This is a genomic window from Chryseobacterium joostei, from assembly GCF_003815775.1.
Classification (GTDB): domain Bacteria; phylum Bacteroidota; class Bacteroidia; order Flavobacteriales; family Weeksellaceae; genus Chryseobacterium; species Chryseobacterium joostei.
On sequence record NZ_CP033926.1, the window covers coordinates 1,324,286 to 1,340,994 of the forward strand.

Annotated in this window: 17 protein-coding genes; 3 read left to right on the top strand and 14 right to left on the bottom strand. The window is 35.1% G+C overall.

What is annotated here, in order from left to right; all coding sequences use genetic code 11:
• Positions 1-103: 103 nt before the first annotated feature.
• Positions 104-1,147, bottom strand: a complete 1,044-nt coding sequence (locus tag EG359_RS06170; protein WP_076350938.1) for a PDDEXK nuclease domain-containing protein — start codon at positions 1,145-1,147, stop codon at positions 104-106.
• 456 nt (positions 1,148-1,603) lie between these two features.
• On the opposite strand from EG359_RS06170, the gene EG359_RS06175 reads away from it, so the two are divergent.
• Positions 1,604-2,047 carry a JAB domain-containing protein gene (locus EG359_RS06175; protein WP_076352059.1) on the top strand — a complete coding sequence of 148 codons (444 nt, stop codon included), beginning with the start codon at positions 1,604-1,606 and terminating at the stop codon, positions 2,045-2,047.
• Between the two features lie 241 nt (positions 2,048-2,288).
• Here the strand turns inward: EG359_RS06175 and EG359_RS06180 are convergent, their stop codons facing one another.
• From EG359_RS06180 to EG359_RS06225, 10 genes are all read right to left on the bottom strand, one after another.
• Positions 2,289-4,046, bottom strand: coding sequence for an amidohydrolase family protein (locus EG359_RS06180; RefSeq protein WP_076350936.1), 1,758 nt, complete (start codon positions 4,044-4,046; stop codon positions 2,289-2,291).
• 299 nt (positions 4,047-4,345) lie between these two features.
• Positions 4,346-5,233, bottom strand: a complete 888-nt coding sequence (gene traN / locus EG359_RS06185; RefSeq protein ID WP_076350934.1) for a conjugative transposon protein TraN — start codon at positions 5,231-5,233, stop codon at positions 4,346-4,348.
• Positions 5,234-5,248: 15 nt separating this feature from the next.
• The gene (gene traM / locus EG359_RS06190) at positions 5,249-6,550 is read right to left on the bottom strand and encodes a conjugative transposon protein TraM (RefSeq protein ID WP_076350932.1); all 1,302 of its coding nucleotides are present in this window, start codon (positions 6,548-6,550) and stop codon (positions 5,249-5,251) included.
• Between the two features lie 4 nt (positions 6,551-6,554).
• A complete protein-coding gene (locus tag EG359_RS06195; RefSeq protein ID WP_076350930.1) occupies positions 6,555-6,824 on the bottom strand; it encodes a hypothetical protein in 270 nt (89 codons plus the stop codon).
• 10 nt (positions 6,825-6,834) lie between these two features.
• Positions 6,835-7,458 (bottom strand): conjugative transposon protein TraK, encoded by a 624-nt coding sequence (traK, locus tag EG359_RS06200; RefSeq protein ID WP_076350928.1) that lies wholly within the window; start codon positions 7,456-7,458, stop codon positions 6,835-6,837.
• 12 nt (positions 7,459-7,470) lie between these two features.
• Entirely contained in the window at positions 7,471-8,463 is a 993-nt protein-coding gene (gene traJ / locus EG359_RS06205) for a conjugative transposon protein TraJ (RefSeq protein WP_076350926.1), read from the bottom strand.
• Between the two features lies 1 nt (position 8,464).
• Positions 8,465-9,097 carry a DUF4141 domain-containing protein gene (locus tag EG359_RS06210; RefSeq protein ID WP_076350924.1) on the bottom strand — a complete coding sequence of 211 codons (633 nt, stop codon included), beginning with the start codon at positions 9,095-9,097 and terminating at the stop codon, positions 8,465-8,467.
• Between the two features lie 19 nt (positions 9,098-9,116).
• On the bottom strand, positions 9,117-11,624 hold the full coding sequence (locus EG359_RS06215; RefSeq protein WP_076350922.1) for a TraG family conjugative transposon ATPase: 2,508 nt from the start codon (positions 11,622-11,624) through the stop codon (positions 9,117-9,119).
• Complete coding sequence (locus EG359_RS06220) at positions 11,621-11,953, bottom strand: DUF4133 domain-containing protein (protein ID WP_076350920.1); 333 nt, start codon at positions 11,951-11,953, stop codon at positions 11,621-11,623. Before EG359_RS06220 ends, EG359_RS06215 begins: the two co-directional genes overlap by 4 nt.
• Positions 11,954-11,965: 12 nt before the next feature.
• Entirely contained in the window at positions 11,966-12,271 is a 306-nt protein-coding gene (locus EG359_RS06225) for a DUF4134 domain-containing protein (RefSeq protein ID WP_076352058.1), read from the bottom strand.
• Between the two features lie 179 nt (positions 12,272-12,450).
• Between EG359_RS06225 and EG359_RS06230 the strand changes: the two genes are divergently transcribed.
• Positions 12,451-13,500, top strand: a complete 1,050-nt coding sequence (locus EG359_RS06230; protein WP_076350918.1) for a hypothetical protein — start codon at positions 12,451-12,453, stop codon at positions 13,498-13,500.
• On the top strand, positions 13,500-14,669 hold the full coding sequence (locus tag EG359_RS06235; protein WP_076350916.1) for a DUF3800 domain-containing protein: 1,170 nt from the start codon (positions 13,500-13,502) through the stop codon (positions 14,667-14,669). The genes EG359_RS06230 and EG359_RS06235 overlap by 1 nt, the downstream gene beginning before the upstream one ends.
• On the opposite strand, the gene EG359_RS06240 is transcribed toward EG359_RS06235, so the two are convergent.
• From EG359_RS06240 to EG359_RS06250, 3 genes are read right to left on the bottom strand one after another with little or no spacing between them, the layout of a single operon-like run.
• On the bottom strand, positions 14,666-15,289 hold the full coding sequence (locus EG359_RS06240) for a hypothetical protein (protein ID WP_076350914.1): 624 nt from the start codon (positions 15,287-15,289) through the stop codon (positions 14,666-14,668). The genes EG359_RS06235 and EG359_RS06240 overlap by 4 nt on opposite strands.
• Positions 15,290-15,300: 11 nt before the next feature.
• Entirely contained in the window at positions 15,301-15,696 is a 396-nt protein-coding gene (locus EG359_RS06245) for a DUF3408 domain-containing protein (protein ID WP_076350913.1), read from the bottom strand.
• A 4-nt stretch (positions 15,697-15,700) separates the two neighbouring features.
• Positions 15,701-16,468: a ParA family protein gene (locus EG359_RS06250; RefSeq protein ID WP_076350911.1), complete on the bottom strand. Its 768-nt coding sequence runs from the start codon at positions 16,466-16,468 to the stop codon at positions 15,701-15,703.
• Between the last annotated feature and the right edge of the window lie 241 nt (positions 16,469-16,709).

Genomic DNA, 16,709 nt, shown 5'->3' on the forward strand with positions numbered 1-16,709 from the left:
GGGACAAACAAAGTTCATTTGATCGTCCTGTGATTGCAGTTGATGGCTTTACTTTGCGTTGAAAATCTTCAATGATTTTCTGAAATAATAGTACACAAATTTTTTATTTAATTTGTCTTTTAAGCTCTTCTTTACTTGGAAGGATTGCTTTATATTCTTTAGCAAAAATGGTTTTATTATTTTCTGGAAGTGTAAATTCTATGACTGTTTTATTTTCTTCTTTACAAAGAATAATTCCAATGGTTGGGTTCTCGTCTTCAAGCTTTATTTTTCGGTCATAGTAGTTAACGTACATCTGCATTTGTCCAATATCCTGATGGGTCAACTTTCCTATTTTTAAATCTAGAAGAACGAAGCACTTTAACAGGCGATTATAGAAAACCAGATCTACAAAGAAACTGTCACCCTCGAAAGTAAATCTACGCTGACGGCCTTCAAATAGAAAACCTTTACCTAATTCCAGCATAAAATGCTCCAGCTTATTGATGATTTCAGTTTCCAGATCACTTTCAGAATAGCGGTTATCTTCTTTTAAATCTAAGAATTCCAGAACATAATGGCTTTTTAACACATCTATAGGTTTCTCCACAATTTGACCTTTCAGTGCTAATTGTTTCACACCCTCCTTATCCCTGCTTAATACCAATCTCTCATAAATCGCTGAACTATATTGACGTGTTAACTCTCTTACGCTCCAGCTATTCTGACTTGCTTCTATTTCATAAAAATTTCGTTCTTCCTCATTTTCAATTTTCATTAATTGAATGTAGTGAGACCAGGATAATGAAAAAATAGAATTACGAGACACTGATTCATAATTTGAATCTTCAGAAGAAATACGAAACACTGTTTCGTAATTTTCTGTAATCCTATTTTGAAATGTCAGATAAAACTTTCTCATCCATTGCAAATTATCAACAGAATATCCTCTTCCAAACTCTTTTGTCAGTTGCTTACTCAAATTTTTCAACGTTTCCTTAGCATATTCCGCTCTATCCTTTCCACCCTGCTCATTCTCAACAATTATTTTCCCTATTTCAAAATAGGTCAATAACATGGTGGTATTTATATTTCGGACAAGGCTAGTTTTAGCATTATCAATTAAATGCTTTATAGAAATGAAAAGGTTGGATGATAATTGACTCATATTTACAAATTTAAAATTATTTCTTTACTAGACATCACTCGTATTTTGTGTGAAATATGACTTTTTAATGAGATCAAAAGAAATTGACTGCACTTGGCAATAATTGGCAGTCAGTGGCTTTTATCGGACAAGGAATAAACGTAAGAAAATATTTTCCATAATAAACCGGTAAAAAGGCAGCTAAGGTATTGTTGCAAGCCGGCAGCCTATGCCAACAAAAGACTACGGCATAAACGGTCTCCTCCCTAAAGGTACCCTCCAATTATTCCGTTTCCTTTTGGTTTTTATTCTTTGACAACACTTCATATCTGTTTTCTTTTTTCCGGTTTTTCTTTTGAAAAATATTCAGCAAAGCCTGAAAGGCTTATAAGGAATAAATCGGGAAAAAGACTGAAAACCAGTCAAAAATCTAACAAGTACGGGAAATTCAAGTCTCTGCCGTATAAGAGCAATCACATGGATTTTAATATTGTCAATGAAATAAAACTAAGTTATTCAAGAAAAGGAAACTCTGAGAAATTAATAAGCTGTTCACGTGATGCCGTTGATGTATTCCGTCAATACTTTGACCTTGAAGAAATAGATTACAGAGAATCATTTTTTGCATTGTATTTAAATCAGGCAAACAAGGTTTTAGGGATAAAGAAAATATCCGAATCAGGTATTTCTTCAACCATAGTTGATGTAAGAATTATTATGCAAGCAGCCCTACTATGCAATGCATCCGCTATAATCTTAGCACATAATCACCCTTCAGGAAATTTAAAACCCTCAAATGAAGATCTAAAAATAACCCAAAATATAAAAAATGCTTCGAATTTCTTAAATATTCAATTGCTGGATCATTGTATTTTAACCTCGGAAGACTATTTATCATTTGCCGAAGAAGGTAAATTATAGCTCTATACTCACTGAAAAACCGGTAATTTGAAATTACCGGTTTTTTTGCAAAAAGATGGTTACGACAATAATCGTAACCATCTTTTTGCATTGATGTGGCGCAATATATTCTAAAACACTTTTTTGTATATCAAAAAATATTGCTGCCTTTAGTAGACTATTCTTTATTCTTTATAGTTAATACATCTAAATTACATCATCATATTTATTCAATCAAAAGTTGAAATTGATCTGCCATTTACTAAATTTTAATATTCCCATGAATATTGTTAAACAAAAATCGTTTAGGATTAACATATGCAATCGTATCTAACTCCGCATCACCAAGATTATGATAACATTCCGCCAGCATATATTTTTCAGTTTTATGATTTCTTACAACATAAAAATCAGTACCAAAAAGTATTTTGTCCTTAAGATTTTCATTCTTTAATGAATGTTTCAGTAAAGGATGAATTTCATCACTATGAACAATATAACTAATATCAGCATAAACATTTTCATACTGTAACATCATACTTGAAATAAGTGAATACCAATCAACATATTTCCATAATTGTTCCATTTTCCCAGGAGTTGGTTTTTCATTTTTCTCTGGAAAAAACTTAATCCCTCTATCCGGATGTGTAATGATTTGTTTACTGAAATCATAGCGTTCCATTTCGAGAAACCTCTTCCATTCATCATCTCCACCATAATGTGCAAAACAAATCTTTAGTTTGCTTAAATTACACGTAAGCTTAGTCTTTTCATCAGTATAACCAAATAACTCGCGAATTTTAGGATCTTTCGCGTCCTTCACCACTTTTCTCAGCAGTGTTTCATCTAGTAAACATAAATAGTTTAATGGATGTGTGAAATTGTTTATAAAATCAATATTCTTAGTTTGTTTCAACAAAAGCGGTTCATACAATTCACTTCCAATATTTTGCTGAAAAATAGGATGTCTATCCCATTCTTTCTTTTTAGTTCCTCTGTAAAAAATAGTACCCTTTATACAATGAGTCATGATAGGTAAATTATTATCTGCAGCATATTTCCATAAGGGTAGCAATCTTTCATCAAATGGATAATATCCTAAAGCGGGATAAATCTTAAATCCACTAAAATGATGATCCATAATATATTCTTTTATATAACAATCCAATAGTTCAACATGGTTATTTGTAATCCTACATCTAAAATAATCATCCTGTTCTTCTAAACGTCTTGGATCTGCAAAAACAAAAGGAAAAACAAAATCTGAAAACTCTTTATTTTGTTTTAATTCAACAAGTTCCGCCATCTGATCAAGATAACCACTTCCTTTTTTTAACTTTCCAGCTTCCATGTACTCCATATCCATTGGAAGAATAACAAATCCAGTATTTTTAGGGTATTGATCTCGAAGGTCCATATAGGTAGAACTTTGTTGTCTATGAAAAGCATACCTTCCTATATTTAAATACCTCTCCAAAAGTTCTTTGGTCTGCCTTCCTGGAAGAATTCCTAAAAAAGCATATATTTTTTTTAGGATGAAAAAAATAAAATTTCTACCACTTTTAAAAAGTATCAAAAAAGTAAGAACCAATGTAATCTGGACATAAAATGATTTGAAATTTTGTACTAAATGATAAGAACCCAATGTAGACCTTATTGTAAGCAATTCCTCGCCTAAAATTGAAGGCGAAAAACCGATTAAACCAATCCAATCATAAATAATGTAGAATACATTTGCGAATAAAAGTATCCCTAATAAAAAAGCTACTATTTTTCCTGCTATCGTTCTACTGGCCTGAATCTTGACATCGTATAACATGGATTCAACGCGCTTGTATCTTGGCTTAAACCTCCATTTCCCTAGTGTATCAAAATAGAGTCTAAAACCCCCAACAATTATTGATAGAGACAAAATATAATACAAAGGCCAGGGCAGAAATGTTTTGGCTAAATAAGGAGGAACATGATCACCTGTAAAAATATGAGCATGACAGTTGATTAAGGAAGTTTTTTTTCCCATAATATAATTTGGTTTTAGTTTTTATTGATGATCTCTTCACTCTAGTATTGAATCAGATCGTATTCAAATCTATTGAATATCAATAATATTCGCAATAACTATTTTTCGTGACTTTAATTTGCTCAAAAAAGAAAAAGAGGCCAAAATTCTGACCTCTACACTTATTAATTTTTATTATCAAACTTAAATTCTGTCTCTTTCATTTCCGAAACAATTGTAAATCCATATAGTAAAATACTAGTGGTAAGCATAAAAATTACGGCTAAAAACATTTTATTCATTTTATTTGGTCTTTATTTTTAATCTGTTATTAGCCTTGCATGAATCAGATCTTTATTTTTAAGCCGCACTTTCTGATGTCTTCCCCCGTTCTTTTCCAAAATTTCGATTTCCAAAATCTGATCTTTTAGGAGCGTAAACTGATCCAATAGATAAATTCCTAAGATGTTCGAATGAGCGGAAGCCATTATTTTAGGAAAATGAACGCGAATCGGTTCTAAAAGCTTGTCCTGAACAACCATACGTTTTAAGTTCTTCTTGTCAACAATCTTGAAGTTGACCCATTCAATAGTATATGCCACATTACTGGAGTTTTCAACCTCCAAGGTGAAATAAAACTTGTTATCATTGACATGCAATGACCTGACTGAGAATTGAATTCCATAATTTTTGGAAACAATATGCTTAATAGTTCTTTTGCTTTTCTGGTAAAGATTTTCCATAATAAGTGCTGTCAGCATAGATGAGCTTCCTTTAAGATCTTCAAATAAAACATCTGTTGAATATTGTCGTTCCGTATCTCTCTGCAGTTTTAATAAATCATAACTGAGTACTGCCGGATAAGGACTGTAGAATGCATCAAAACTGTAAAATTTTCCGTCTTCAGTAATGACTGAAAAATTGGTTTCTTCTTCGAAATCTCTTACTGCCGACTTAACCCGGAGGACATTTCCAATAGGTTCTGCCTTATTAGCAACCAAAAGATCGCTTCCAAGATCAACATATCGAATGGGCGATGGAAATAAGAGATGTGATGTTTTATTATAGGTAACCTCCATTCTGAACGGTATCAATCGTGCTTGCTCTAAAGGAAGATAAGAAGTGGTGGAATCCTGAGCAAATGACCTGCTGCTTAGGATGAGCAGCAGTAGAATTCTCAAAATATAATGGCTCTTTAGTGTGTTCATTTTTTATTAATTTAATTAGTTATTCTTTGGTACAAGTAAAATCTGATGACCCGCTTTTACCGTTACCTTCTGCTGTCTGACTTTTTTCTGAAAATAACCAGACACTCCCTGTACCACTCCCCTGCTTAAATCCGATGCAATCTGCTGCCCGGCCGATTGGGTCATCATAATATTCGTTCCTGAAGTCTGACTCATATTCGCTACCATATCTTTGACTGCATTTTGTTCAGGTGAATAAGGAACATTCAGTCCTGGCTGGCCATCATTGTCATATACATTAATTTCCACAGGATAAATGCTGCCTTCATATTCAATTGAACTCACTTTCAGATGAAGTCTTCCCCCTTGAAATTTACTTGTTCCGATGAGCACTGTGCCTGATGGAATTTCTATACGATCCAACTGCATACCTTCTGAGAGCATGATTGATAATGAACTTTCATTCACTAATGTTTTGGTTTCAGAAACAATACCCTTTATCGCATTCTTAGATTGACTTGATTTTTTTTTATCACTTTGTACGTCAAAAAATCTATTATGATTCAACCCTAGAATAAAAGTGCTGTCAGCTGGTTCTCTGTACAAGGATGAAACTATTCTGGAATGAGTAGCTTTTACTGCAGTAAGCTTAACCTTCTTTTCATTCGATGGCTTTGTTTCTTCTTTTTCCTTTGGTATAGTCCCTTCTTTCGAAGCGGAAGGAAGGTATTTAGCTGCCATCTGGTAGGATTTTTCCATCAGTTCCAACTGATCGTTGATTCCGAAGCCTGCAGGAACAGAATTATTTTGTATTGCATCCTTTTTTAATCTGGAAATTTCCTTTCTTAGATCATTGACTTCCTGATTATCCTGCCGATAGAAAGAACCTAAGGTCTGTTGTGCATTTCGATAACTATTTACCGCATTCTGGTCTGAACGTGATAGCTCACCTGATTTACTGGCAGATAAGGATGATCCGGAATTTTGATTAACATCATTTTCATCTGTCCAATAATCAGATAATGTAGTGAGGGCATTTCTCTTTTCTTCAGTTTTTTGTTCCAAAAGCTGCTGCTCATAAGCTTTTTGCTTGTCCGATTGCAACTGACCGTCTTTTGCCTGGGGAATTACAGCATTAAGGCCTTCCTTTGCAACAATCGTATTATTCGTTTTTGGTTTAAAAATCAGATATAAACAAATCGCACATAATAAAGCCATTAAACAATAGATCATTGGCTTTTTAAGCTGCTCCCATTTCGCTTTTGGATGATCTCCTATTACTCTATCATTTTGAGGTAGGTCATCTTCTGTGATTTTTATTTTTTCAGAATCTTTCATCCTTCTATTTCTTAATTAATGAGTTAATCTTATTAGCTTGTATTGTATCCTTTGTTTGAGGGCTCCCAGAAATCCCATCAATATGATTGATCGATATTTCATTATTCCTCTGACTTGTCGATATGCAGATACTAACAATTACCAGTAAAGTGAGCAAAGCATATCCTCCGAAAAAAAGCTTGGTTAATAATCTTTGTCGCTTAACAGGAAGAATTTTCCAACGGTTATCTGCTTGCAGGGTGTAATATTCTATTTTATCTCTTATTCTTTTCATAAGGGGACTTTTAGCGTTCTACGGTTTCAATATCTTTGTTTTCAAGGACGTTGAATTTCTCAATGGTAAATCCCTGAGGATTGCTGTCAGACCTTACTGAATTAACCAATGAGCAGTTTGTAATCAGACTTCTTATGGTAAGGTTGCTTGATCTGATGATAAATTGTCTGGCGTAGGTTTTTACGGTATAAGGATAACTGTCAAAGTCTGCAGCTAGGCTGTCTACCTCCACTCTCTGCTGGATATTCCCTGAAATGATTCGGTTATAATATCCTTTTTCCTGAAGGTCTTTATAGTAATTAAATGCAGATTGATCAGCGAGATTGAATGCTCTTTTCACATTGCTTTCAATAGCATTTTTATCCGGTGCTACCGTAAAAAACAACTCATGAAATCTTCTGACATGCTCTCTGGCTTCAACAGGCCTGTTGATCGACATATCTTGAGAAAGTGCCACCATCAGAGATTTACCATTATCCAATACATAAATCTTCTGTCGCTGCTCTTCAGCAAACTGATATGATTTAAATACAACAACTCCTACAACTCCAAAACAAAGGAGGGTAAAAACCAGCATAAACAGACGGATCTGCTTGAAGCTACTCTCAATATTCTTTAATGATTTAAATTCCATAGTACTGTATTTTTATTTTAATAACCTTCCTGAAATATTACCTGTTGCAGAGCCTGCGGCTGCTCCCGCAATATTTCCCGACTTTGTGGCGGTCTGACTGACATTGCGCATAAAGTTTCCTGCTCCTCCCGCCTGAATTACCCAGCCTGTAACCGTAGGTACGGTAAAGTATCCTATAATTCCGATCACCATATAAATGATGTAAACCGTATTGGAAGTGTCCGGAATGAAGGTGGGATCTGCCAGCATTTCAATATCCCTCTCTAAAATGAGTGACTGTATTTTAGCCAGTATAGAACTGAAAATATCAGCAACAGGAAGCCAGAGATACACACTAATGTACCTTGTCAGCCATTGGGTTAAAGTGGTCTGAAAGCCATCCCAGACTGAAATTGCAAAAGCAATGGGTCCTAATATTGAAAGTACAATCAGAAAAAATGTCCTTATCGTATCAATGACCAATGCTGCTGCCTGAAAAAGAATCTCCAGAAATTCTCTGAAACCGTCCCGTATGTCTTTCTTGATAGCAAACATTTCTCTTTCGATATACATGCCGGACATTGTTACCAGATCAGAAGGTGACCATCCCAGATCTTCAAGCTTTTTATCAAACTCTTCATTTGAAATCAGATAAGCCATCTCCGGATTTCTAAGCATAGCTTCTCTCTCCAGAAGATCTTTTTTCTCTTGTAATTCATTCAAATCCAAAACCTGATTTTCCAACATCGAATGACTTCCCTGAACAATTGGGCTCAGAACACCATTGATACTTCCCAACACCAAGGTTGAAAAAAACATGATGCAGATCCCTATGGCAAATGGTCTGAGCATCGGAAACAGATCAATCGGCTCAGCACGGCTTAAGGACTGCCAAACTTTGATGGCTACATAAAACAAGGCTCCTAACCCCGCGGCCCCTTTTGCTACGGCTGCCATATCTGCACACAATGGCATCATTTCCTCATATACTGATCGTAGAACTTCATGTAAATTCGTAGGCTCCATATTACCAGTATTTTTGGTTAGAGGTTCCGTACAAATCCAATACTCTTTTGGTATTGTTCAGCTTTTTAGCTCTCAGATAGCTCACTGAAATATTTTTGTTGGTATAGTATCTAACAAGATTATGATATTCCTTGACCTCTTTGTAAACTCGGTCAATGACTTCCATTCTTTCTTTATCATTTAAAGAAAGACCATTAGAGGTAATGATTTCCTTCAGTTCTTTAAGCAGCTCAGTGCTTTCAGTGAGTAACGCAGAATAACCATTGGCTATGGAAGATAATTCCTGTGCATTAAAATTCGGGTCATTCAGCATTTTACCGAAATTATTGACATACATCTCGGAAACATCCCCTACAAGCAAAACAGTCTGCTGCACTTTTCTGGCATCTTTTACCAAATTGTTGATAGCTTTCAGCTTATCATAATAGTCCTTGCCTTGTTCGTAAACTTTCTTTACTTCATTAAAGTTTTTTACAACATTCGATACCGTTGATGAAGTCTGCACAATTTCATTGGCAGAGTTTAAAATGCCTGATGCAAGATTAGCAGGATCGGTAACGACAAATTGTGCTTTTGCAAAGGTGAAGGTAGCGAAGAATGCCACCACTAATGTTTTAATGATTAAATTTTTCATTGTTGTAAATAGGTGTTGATTAATTGTCTGTGGTTGATTTGATTCTCTTTAGAGAAATCCTCTTGATGGCATGCTCTACATTGCCATCAAGTTCTGATGCAATATTCATTACTTCCATCTTTTCTGTCTCTTCGGTAGTGTACGCAAGATATTCCTCAGTTGAGACTTCAGTGGCATAGACTGCCGAGTGCGTTCCACCCAATCCGATCCAAACCTCTTTGTACAGTCGCTTCGGATCATTGTTCATATTGATAGATAATACCTGAGATTTTTCTTTATCCGTTAGTCCGAGCATTGCCTGAATGTCATCAAACTTATTCATGTATTTACGCTGATCCAGCAGGATCTTACAGTCTGAATTATTAATGATACTTTCCTTCACAATAGGCGACTGAATAATATCATCAACTTCCTGGGTCACTACAATAGCTTCCCCAAAGAATTTTCTGACAGTCTTGAACAGGTATTTGATGTATTCCGCCATTCCCTCTTTGGCAATTGCCTTCCAGGCTTCTTCAATGAGGATCAATTTTCTAATTCCTTTAAGTCTTCTCATCTTGTTGATAAAAACTTCCATAATGATGATGGTCACAATGGGAAACAGAATCTTATGATCTTTAATGGCATCGATTTCAAAAACAATAAAACGTTTGGACAGCAGGTCCAGCTGCTTTTCTGAATTGAGCAGGTAATCATATTCCCCACCCCTATAATAAGGCTCCAATACATTGAGAAAGTTGGCAATATCAAAGTCTTTTTCCCTGACCTTTTTCTGCTCCAGTACTTTTTGATAATCCTCCTTGACATAATCATAGAATCCATTTAATGAGGGATGCTGTTTGTTAGTCTTAATCATTTCAATATAGCCGCTTACTGCATTGGACAATGCTACTTCTTCTGATCGGGTTGGCGGTTCATCATCTCTTTTCCACAAGGTGAGAATCAGCGTTTTAATACTCTCTCGTTTTTCGATATCAAAGATTCCATCGTCAGTATAAAATGGATTAAATGCTATTGGATTGTCCTCTGTGTAGGTGAAATACACTCCATCCTCACCTTTTGTCTTACCTTTGATCAGTTCACACAATCCCTGATATGAATTTCCTGTATCGACAAGCAGAACATGAGCCCCCTGCTCATAATACTGTCTGACCATATGGTTCGTAAAAAAGGATTTGCCACTTCCTGAAGGTCCAAGGATAAACTTGTTCCTGTTCGTAATAATTCCTTGTTTCATAGGAAGGTCAGAAATATCCAAGTGAATAGGCTTCCCTGTGAGACGATCTGCCATCTTAATTCCAAAAGGAGAAGGTGAATCCTGATAGTTCGTTTCTTCTGTAAAGAAGCAAAGTGCTGGCTCAATAAATGTGTAGAAACTTTCCTCACTCGGAAAATCACCTGCATTTCCGGGAATTCCTGCCCAGTACAGAGTGGCTGTATCAGTGGTGTTATGACGAGGCTTACATTCCATCGAAGCTAAAGCACTTCCTGTATCGTTTTTTATTTGCTTCAACTCAGCCGGATTATCTGACCAGGACATCACATTAAAATGAGCACGTATCGATTGTAAACCAAAAGAATGTGCTTCATTCAGATACTTTTCAATCCATTCCTTATTGATCTGATTGGCTCTGCTGTACCTTGCCAGGGAATGCATATTCCTTGCAGATTTTTCAAACTTAGAAAGGTTTTCATCACTGTTGTCAATAAACAAATATTGATTATAAATGTGATTGCAGCTTAATAACAACCCGACAGGAGACGCAAAAGACAGTAAACAGTCACTACGGTCTGTACTTAACTTTTCATATCTGCTGTGAGATGAAACAGTACCTGGCAAATCATCAGTATCCGATAAGGTATGCATGCTGAGACGATTGCTGCCGATCCGCATTTCTTCCGAATCCAGCTTGATATCCTGCAGTGAAGGATGGGTTTCACGAGATAAAGTGAGATACTGTTCCAGGAGTCCTGACTTTTCAGCAGTACCTGAAATTTCACCCTCCCTCATTCTTTTTAAATGGATATAACCACTATCGTTCATAATCCGCTCAAGCTGATCGACAGCCTCCAGAAAACGATTGATTACCTCCTTATCCTTAATCTCTTTTGGAATCAGCTTACCTTTGCATAAAGATGAAAAATTACTCTGCATCCTTATTCTTTCCTTGGAGGTCTTTGTAATAAACAGGTAACAATAATGATTTAAAAAAGGTCTTTCATTGAAATGCCTTTCAAAAGATTTGGAAAGAAAGCTTTGATCTTCTCTTGAAAGGTCAGGATTATAATTTTCTTTGATAAACCAGTCCTGTTTATGAACGACGGTATAGTCGGGAAGCGTTTTAATCGCCTTGAACCATGCTGAATGGATTACTTCATACTCAGCCGAGGCAACCGTAAATAATTCCGGAAGTCTGACCTTAAAACAAACCGTGATGTCCGCATCTTTTGAAATAATGCAATCATTTTCTATAGCAAGCAGTGGAAATTTACTCTCCAACGTTGCCGATTTGGAAGAATTTCTCATGCAGAAGCTTTTTTACGGTTAGTTTGCAGATAGCGGTAAATACTCTTGCGACTGATGATATATCTGGGATGTTTTTTCTGAGCTCCCATTTTCATCAGACCATGCTCTCCGTATTTTCCATTAAGGGCGAAAGTCTGCCAGATCAAAAGACCACTGCTGGTACCACCTGTGGCCAAGCACAAATAAGTATTGACACCAGCCATATACATGATCATAATGCAAACCAGTAATCCTAACAAACCACCCGCGAAAATAAACAGGTATTGTGCCTTCAATCCTTTGAATTCGACAGTCCGTCCTATTCCTTTATTAATATGATACGTATTCATCATCGAAGATTTTTAAAGGAAGAATGAACGCAGGATGGTAGCAGCTACAATCAGGAATATACATGCACCAAACCAGCTGGCAGCCGTTTTACTGGTGTCGGGATCTCCACTGCTGAACTTATTGTAAACCTTGACGCCTCCAATCAATCCGACTACCGCACCAATAGCATAAATTAATTGGGTAGCCGGTTCAAAATAAGAGGTGACCATCTGTGTGGCCTCATTGATTCCGGCACTGCCATTACCTTGTGCAAATACCCCTGTACTTAGGAAAAGTGCCAAACTTGCATACAGCAGTTTTTTTCTCTGTTTTTCCATTTTTAAATATTTAAATTGGTTAATGAAACCCTGCTCCCTGCAGGATTCAGGAGCAAATGTGCTGTGGAAAAACCGGCTAATTTTCAAGTGTCTGCAATAGGTATGATTTGGCTTTGGATGACTTAGATGCATTTTTTTTTGTATTTTAGTGAAAACATATAACCGGAAAATTTTAAACTATGACAAAAGAACAAGGTATCCAACAAGTATTTGGAGGTGGTGGTCATGTGGTAATACTTGGCGCAGGAGCCAGCATTGCATTGACGATGAGAAATGCAGAACTCAATGGTAAAAGGCTTCCTTCAATGGATAATTTTATTGAAGTTTTAGATTTGCAAGATTTAGTACAAAAAGTTCCTGAAGAGCTACGAGACAGTAACTTTGAGAAATTATACGGCAATCTCCACACACATAATCCAAATTCAGAAATCCTAACCGAAATCGAAGCAAGAATTCAATACTACTTTGGAGATATGCATCTTCCAGAAGAGCCAACTATTTATGATTATATGATTGTAGCTCTGAGATCTAAGGATTTAATTGCTACATTTAACTGGGACCCATTCCTATACCAAGCATTCACGAGAAATAGACAATTTACGGAAGACAGACCTCATGTCTCTTTTTTACATGGCAATGTTGCTATTGGATATAGTAATGAAGATAAAAAAGCAGGGCCGGCAGGATATCAGATTAGACCGGATGATGGACTACTGGAACCAACAAAGCTATTGTATCCTGTGGAACAAAAAAATTATACCGATGACGAATTTATTAATACTGAATGGGAGCGTGTTAAATATTGGATGAGTAAAGAAAGTGGTTCTATTCGAGCAACTATTTTTGGTTATGGAGCTCCTATATCTGATGTAGAAGCTGTTTCATTATTAAATGGCGCTTGGGGAACGCCAGAAGAGAGAGCTATGGAGCAATTTGAAGTTATTGATATTACACCTGAAGACATTCTAAGAAAAAGATGGGATGGTTTTATTCATACCTCTCACTATGATATAACCAATAATTATTTTGGTTCATCTTTAGCATTTAATCCGAGAAGAACTAGCGAAAGTTATTTCAGCCATTATCAACCGCTTACCCCTGGTGAAGCTTTCAGACAAAATAATCCCGTTCCACAAACTTTCAAAACCTTAAAAGAACTATGGGAATGGCACCAACCTCTTTTAGACGCTGAGCACGAAGCAGAAAATAATAACCAAAATAGTAAGTAATGATAAATTTTGAAGTATCTAAGCTTCGAGATCAATTAAACCGCTCTAAGCTAGAATATCCTAATATTGACTTCTCTATAGATGGTCAATTCTATTATGACGAAACAAATAACATTAGAAAGTTTTATTTAAAAGAAAGTGGTTTTAATTATGATTTTATACCTAATTTTATTCTAGGTGGTATAATGCATGAAGGTGACACCCCTGATGTAAAAGAGTTATTTTCTAGTTTTAGCTTAAAGAACAGAGCAAAGGAAGTAAAGTTCAAACAGATAGCAAATGGTAATTTTACAGATTGTTTAAAATCAAAAAATTTGAGCTTATTTTTTAAATTTATACTTAACAGTAAATTGTTTGTACATTACTCTAGTTTAAATTTTTTATACTGGTCAATTGCAGATATTGTAGATTCTGCAGTGAGAAATGCCCCAGACTTATTCAAACGGAATAAAGAATTAGTATTTACGTTGAAAAATGATCTCTATCAAATAGTAAAGCAAGAAACTGAATCCTTTAGAAAGCTATTTTTCAATTATGGATATCCCAATATAAAAAAGCATGAACTTAATGATTTTATAAACGATTTCATCCAACTTTTAGAATCTTATGAGGGAAAAATAGAATATCATGGTAGTATTCAATCACTCATTATTTTACTAGAATCATCAATCCAAAAGGAATTGGTCTTTATTATGAATAATAAAGATAATATATTAATTGACAGCTTATCTAACTTCTACTTAAAACCTATTTACACTTTCCTTAACTCAAATCATATTTTTGATAATGAAGAAGAAATTAAGAAGACAATTAGTAAATTCAACATTACGAGTGATGGAGAACCTGTTAAGAATTATAGTTTCGTAGACTCTAAAGATAATACCTTGGTCCAGCTTTCTGACATTTTTGTAGGGATTGTAGGAAAGTTTATGGGTTATAGAAATAGTCATTCAATAGAAGAAATCTTTAGTGATATAGATAAATTTTCAGATATACAAAGAGAAAATTTGTTTGATTTTTTTAAACTAATTATACGCTCCCATGTAAAAAACCAAGGATTAATTTTGAATAATGATAGTCTAGAAGAAATAGCAAAATTTGATCAGATCCTTTCCTATTTACAACCGTACAATATTAAATATATTTTGAAAAAAAGGGGAACTTGTTAAACAAATTCCCCTATATCAAAACCATCGAACCCTTTATGAGGATCAGAAGAGATTGGTGTCCCATCATTCTGATAATTTTTACTCAATAAATTATCTACTCTTCTTGATGCCTCCCCTAATGATTTTTCTAAAAGATTGAAAAGCTCGGTTCCTTGAATTTTTTGAATAATATAGGCTGCTTCATTTTCAATATCAGGATCCAATACATCATGCTGGAAAAACTGACTAGCAGCATTCAATTCTTGAAAGGTAACCCCTGTGGCAAAACCGCTTTCAACCTCTATTTCCATCTCATCGAGCCAATCTTCTTCCTCTTCTTCCCACGCTTCACTTCTGACCAATATTTCATCCAAATTTTTCTTCCGATTGTTATTGTCTAATCCTTGGCTGTTGGTTTCTGGTTCAAAAATAGGTACCCCCATTTTATTATTTTCACTCTGGCGTTGATCAGCATATAATGGCACTGATTGTCTCTCTTCTTTTTTTGTATCTCCAATAATAGAAGGCAAATTAAGCTGAGTATGCTTTTTTTCTTCCTTATCTTTTCTCCGTGATAACTTCTTTTGCAGGAGAATGATAACTATAATAATTAATAAACTTATGATGACAAGTTGTTCCATAACTATTCATATTAAAAAATGGGACGGTATTTACTATTGAAATCATCTGTAATTTCTTTTTCAAACATTTCGAAATGATAGGCCAAAATATTATCCAAATACGCATATAAAGGGATCTGGTCATCGGCAATGATTTGGATAATGCGGGAAAGACGTTCATGATATTCAGGTCGGATATAGATACTTTTATCCCCACGTTTAGTCATCGTGTGATGGGTGAGAAATTGCTCAACGTATGTAATTTCACCATTTTTTTTGTTCTTTGTTTTTTGCCTTACAATCAGTTTTTCTTTTGGCTGTTCTGATTCAAAGATTGGTGATTCTTTCTTTGTATTACCAGCCATGATGGACATCAGATAGTGTTCATCTATACTATTATCTTCCGTCTTCTTTTTTTCATTTTCCATACTTTTATACCTTGATAATTTGTAAAAGTTCTTCCATAAATTGATCAAACCTGCATAAAGACATTAATTTGGGATCAGCTGGTAGTAGTGTAGAACGAAAAACTGTTCTAGCCAGCGCCTCACCCTCTTTACGAAATCTTTTGCTATCAGTAATGGTAGTTTCCATGAGCCGCAATCCCAATTCTTTAATCACTTGGCTATAATTATTGTATAAAACAGTCTTTTCTCTTCCATCAACCTGATTCCAAAATAGTTGAATACTTTTAATCTCTGTATATTTTTCTTTCATTAAAACATTGGTTAGAACATCTGTAAAACTTAAGGTACTTTCCAACACTAACCGATCTGCTGTAATGGGCGAAAATATATGATGGACACTGGCTAATGTTTTTAAAATACCGGCAGTATTCACTGTCCCTGGCAGATCTAAAAAAATAAAATCAGGAGCAGTATTCAACTCCTCTAAATATTGCTCAATATCTTCCAAGACTGTATCAGCTTTTGATTGAAAAATTGGATAGGCTTTTTTATTAATTGTTGTAAATTGCTGATGAGCCATTTTCTTTAATGCTTCATTTTTCATTACTGTTTCTAAATCCCGTTCACGCATTTGTATCAGACTGTACTGCGGAAAGTCGCAGTCGAAAATCGCAATGTTATAACCCAAGCGGTAATGAAGAATACTTGCTGTAAGTACTGTAAAAGTACTTTTTCCTACTCCTCCTTTTTGAGTGGAGAAAGCAATAATACATGGTCTTTTTTTTGTGTTCATATTTCCTGATTTTATGTTAAACTTCAATTAACTAATTGTTTAATGTTGTCCTAAAATGTAATGATTGGATGCCATCAGCATCACTGGCTGGTTACCTTGATCGACTGAAAACAACCTATCATTCTGTCTAGATTTAGGTCAATCAATCAATCAATCAATCAATCAATCAATCAATCAATCAATCCTGAAAGAAAGCTGTATTTCCAGCCCTATATAAGTTATGACGGGTTTCCTGCTTGCT

What these genes read in the sequence shown, in the direction of transcription:
- EG359_RS06170 (WP_076350938.1), bottom strand. Translation starts at nt 1,147, where the DNA reads ATGAGTCAATTATCATCCAACCTTTTCATTTCTATAAAGCATTTAATT.
- EG359_RS06175 (WP_076352059.1), top strand. Translation starts at nt 1,604, where the DNA reads ATGGATTTTAATATTGTCAATGAAATAAAACTAAGTTATTCAAGAAAA.
- EG359_RS06180 (WP_076350936.1), bottom strand. Translation starts at nt 4,046, where the DNA reads ATGGGAAAAAAAACTTCCTTAATCAACTGTCATGCTCATATTTTTACA.
- traN (WP_076350934.1), bottom strand. Translation starts at nt 5,233, where the DNA reads ATGAACACACTAAAGAGCCATTATATTTTGAGAATTCTACTGCTGCTC.
- traM (WP_076350932.1), bottom strand. Translation starts at nt 6,550, where the DNA reads ATGAAAGATTCTGAAAAAATAAAAATCACAGAAGATGACCTACCTCAA.
- EG359_RS06195 (WP_076350930.1), bottom strand. Translation starts at nt 6,824, where the DNA reads ATGAAAAGAATAAGAGATAAAATAGAATATTACACCCTGCAAGCAGAT.
- traK (WP_076350928.1), bottom strand. Translation starts at nt 7,458, where the DNA reads ATGGAATTTAAATCATTAAAGAATATTGAGAGTAGCTTCAAGCAGATC.
- traJ (WP_076350926.1), bottom strand. Translation starts at nt 8,463, where the DNA reads ATGGAGCCTACGAATTTACATGAAGTTCTACGATCAGTATATGAGGAA.
- EG359_RS06210 (WP_076350924.1), bottom strand. Translation starts at nt 9,097, where the DNA reads ATGAAAAATTTAATCATTAAAACATTAGTGGTGGCATTCTTCGCTACC.
- EG359_RS06215 (WP_076350922.1), bottom strand. Translation starts at nt 11,624, where the DNA reads ATGAGAAATTCTTCCAAATCGGCAACGTTGGAGAGTAAATTTCCACTG.
- EG359_RS06220 (WP_076350920.1), bottom strand. Translation starts at nt 11,953, where the DNA reads ATGAATACGTATCATATTAATAAAGGAATAGGACGGACTGTCGAATTC.
- EG359_RS06225 (WP_076352058.1), bottom strand. Translation starts at nt 12,271, where the DNA reads ATGGAAAAACAGAGAAAAAAACTGCTGTATGCAAGTTTGGCACTTTTC.
- EG359_RS06230 (WP_076350918.1), top strand. Translation starts at nt 12,451, where the DNA reads ATGACAAAAGAACAAGGTATCCAACAAGTATTTGGAGGTGGTGGTCAT.
- EG359_RS06235 (WP_076350916.1), top strand. Translation starts at nt 13,500, where the DNA reads ATGATAAATTTTGAAGTATCTAAGCTTCGAGATCAATTAAACCGCTCT.
- EG359_RS06240 (WP_076350914.1), bottom strand. Translation starts at nt 15,289, where the DNA reads ATGGAACAACTTGTCATCATAAGTTTATTAATTATTATAGTTATCATT.
- EG359_RS06245 (WP_076350913.1), bottom strand. Translation starts at nt 15,696, where the DNA reads ATGGAAAATGAAAAAAAGAAGACGGAAGATAATAGTATAGATGAACAC.
- EG359_RS06250 (WP_076350911.1), bottom strand. Translation starts at nt 16,468, where the DNA reads ATGAACACAAAAAAAAGACCATGTATTATTGCTTTCTCCACTCAAAAA.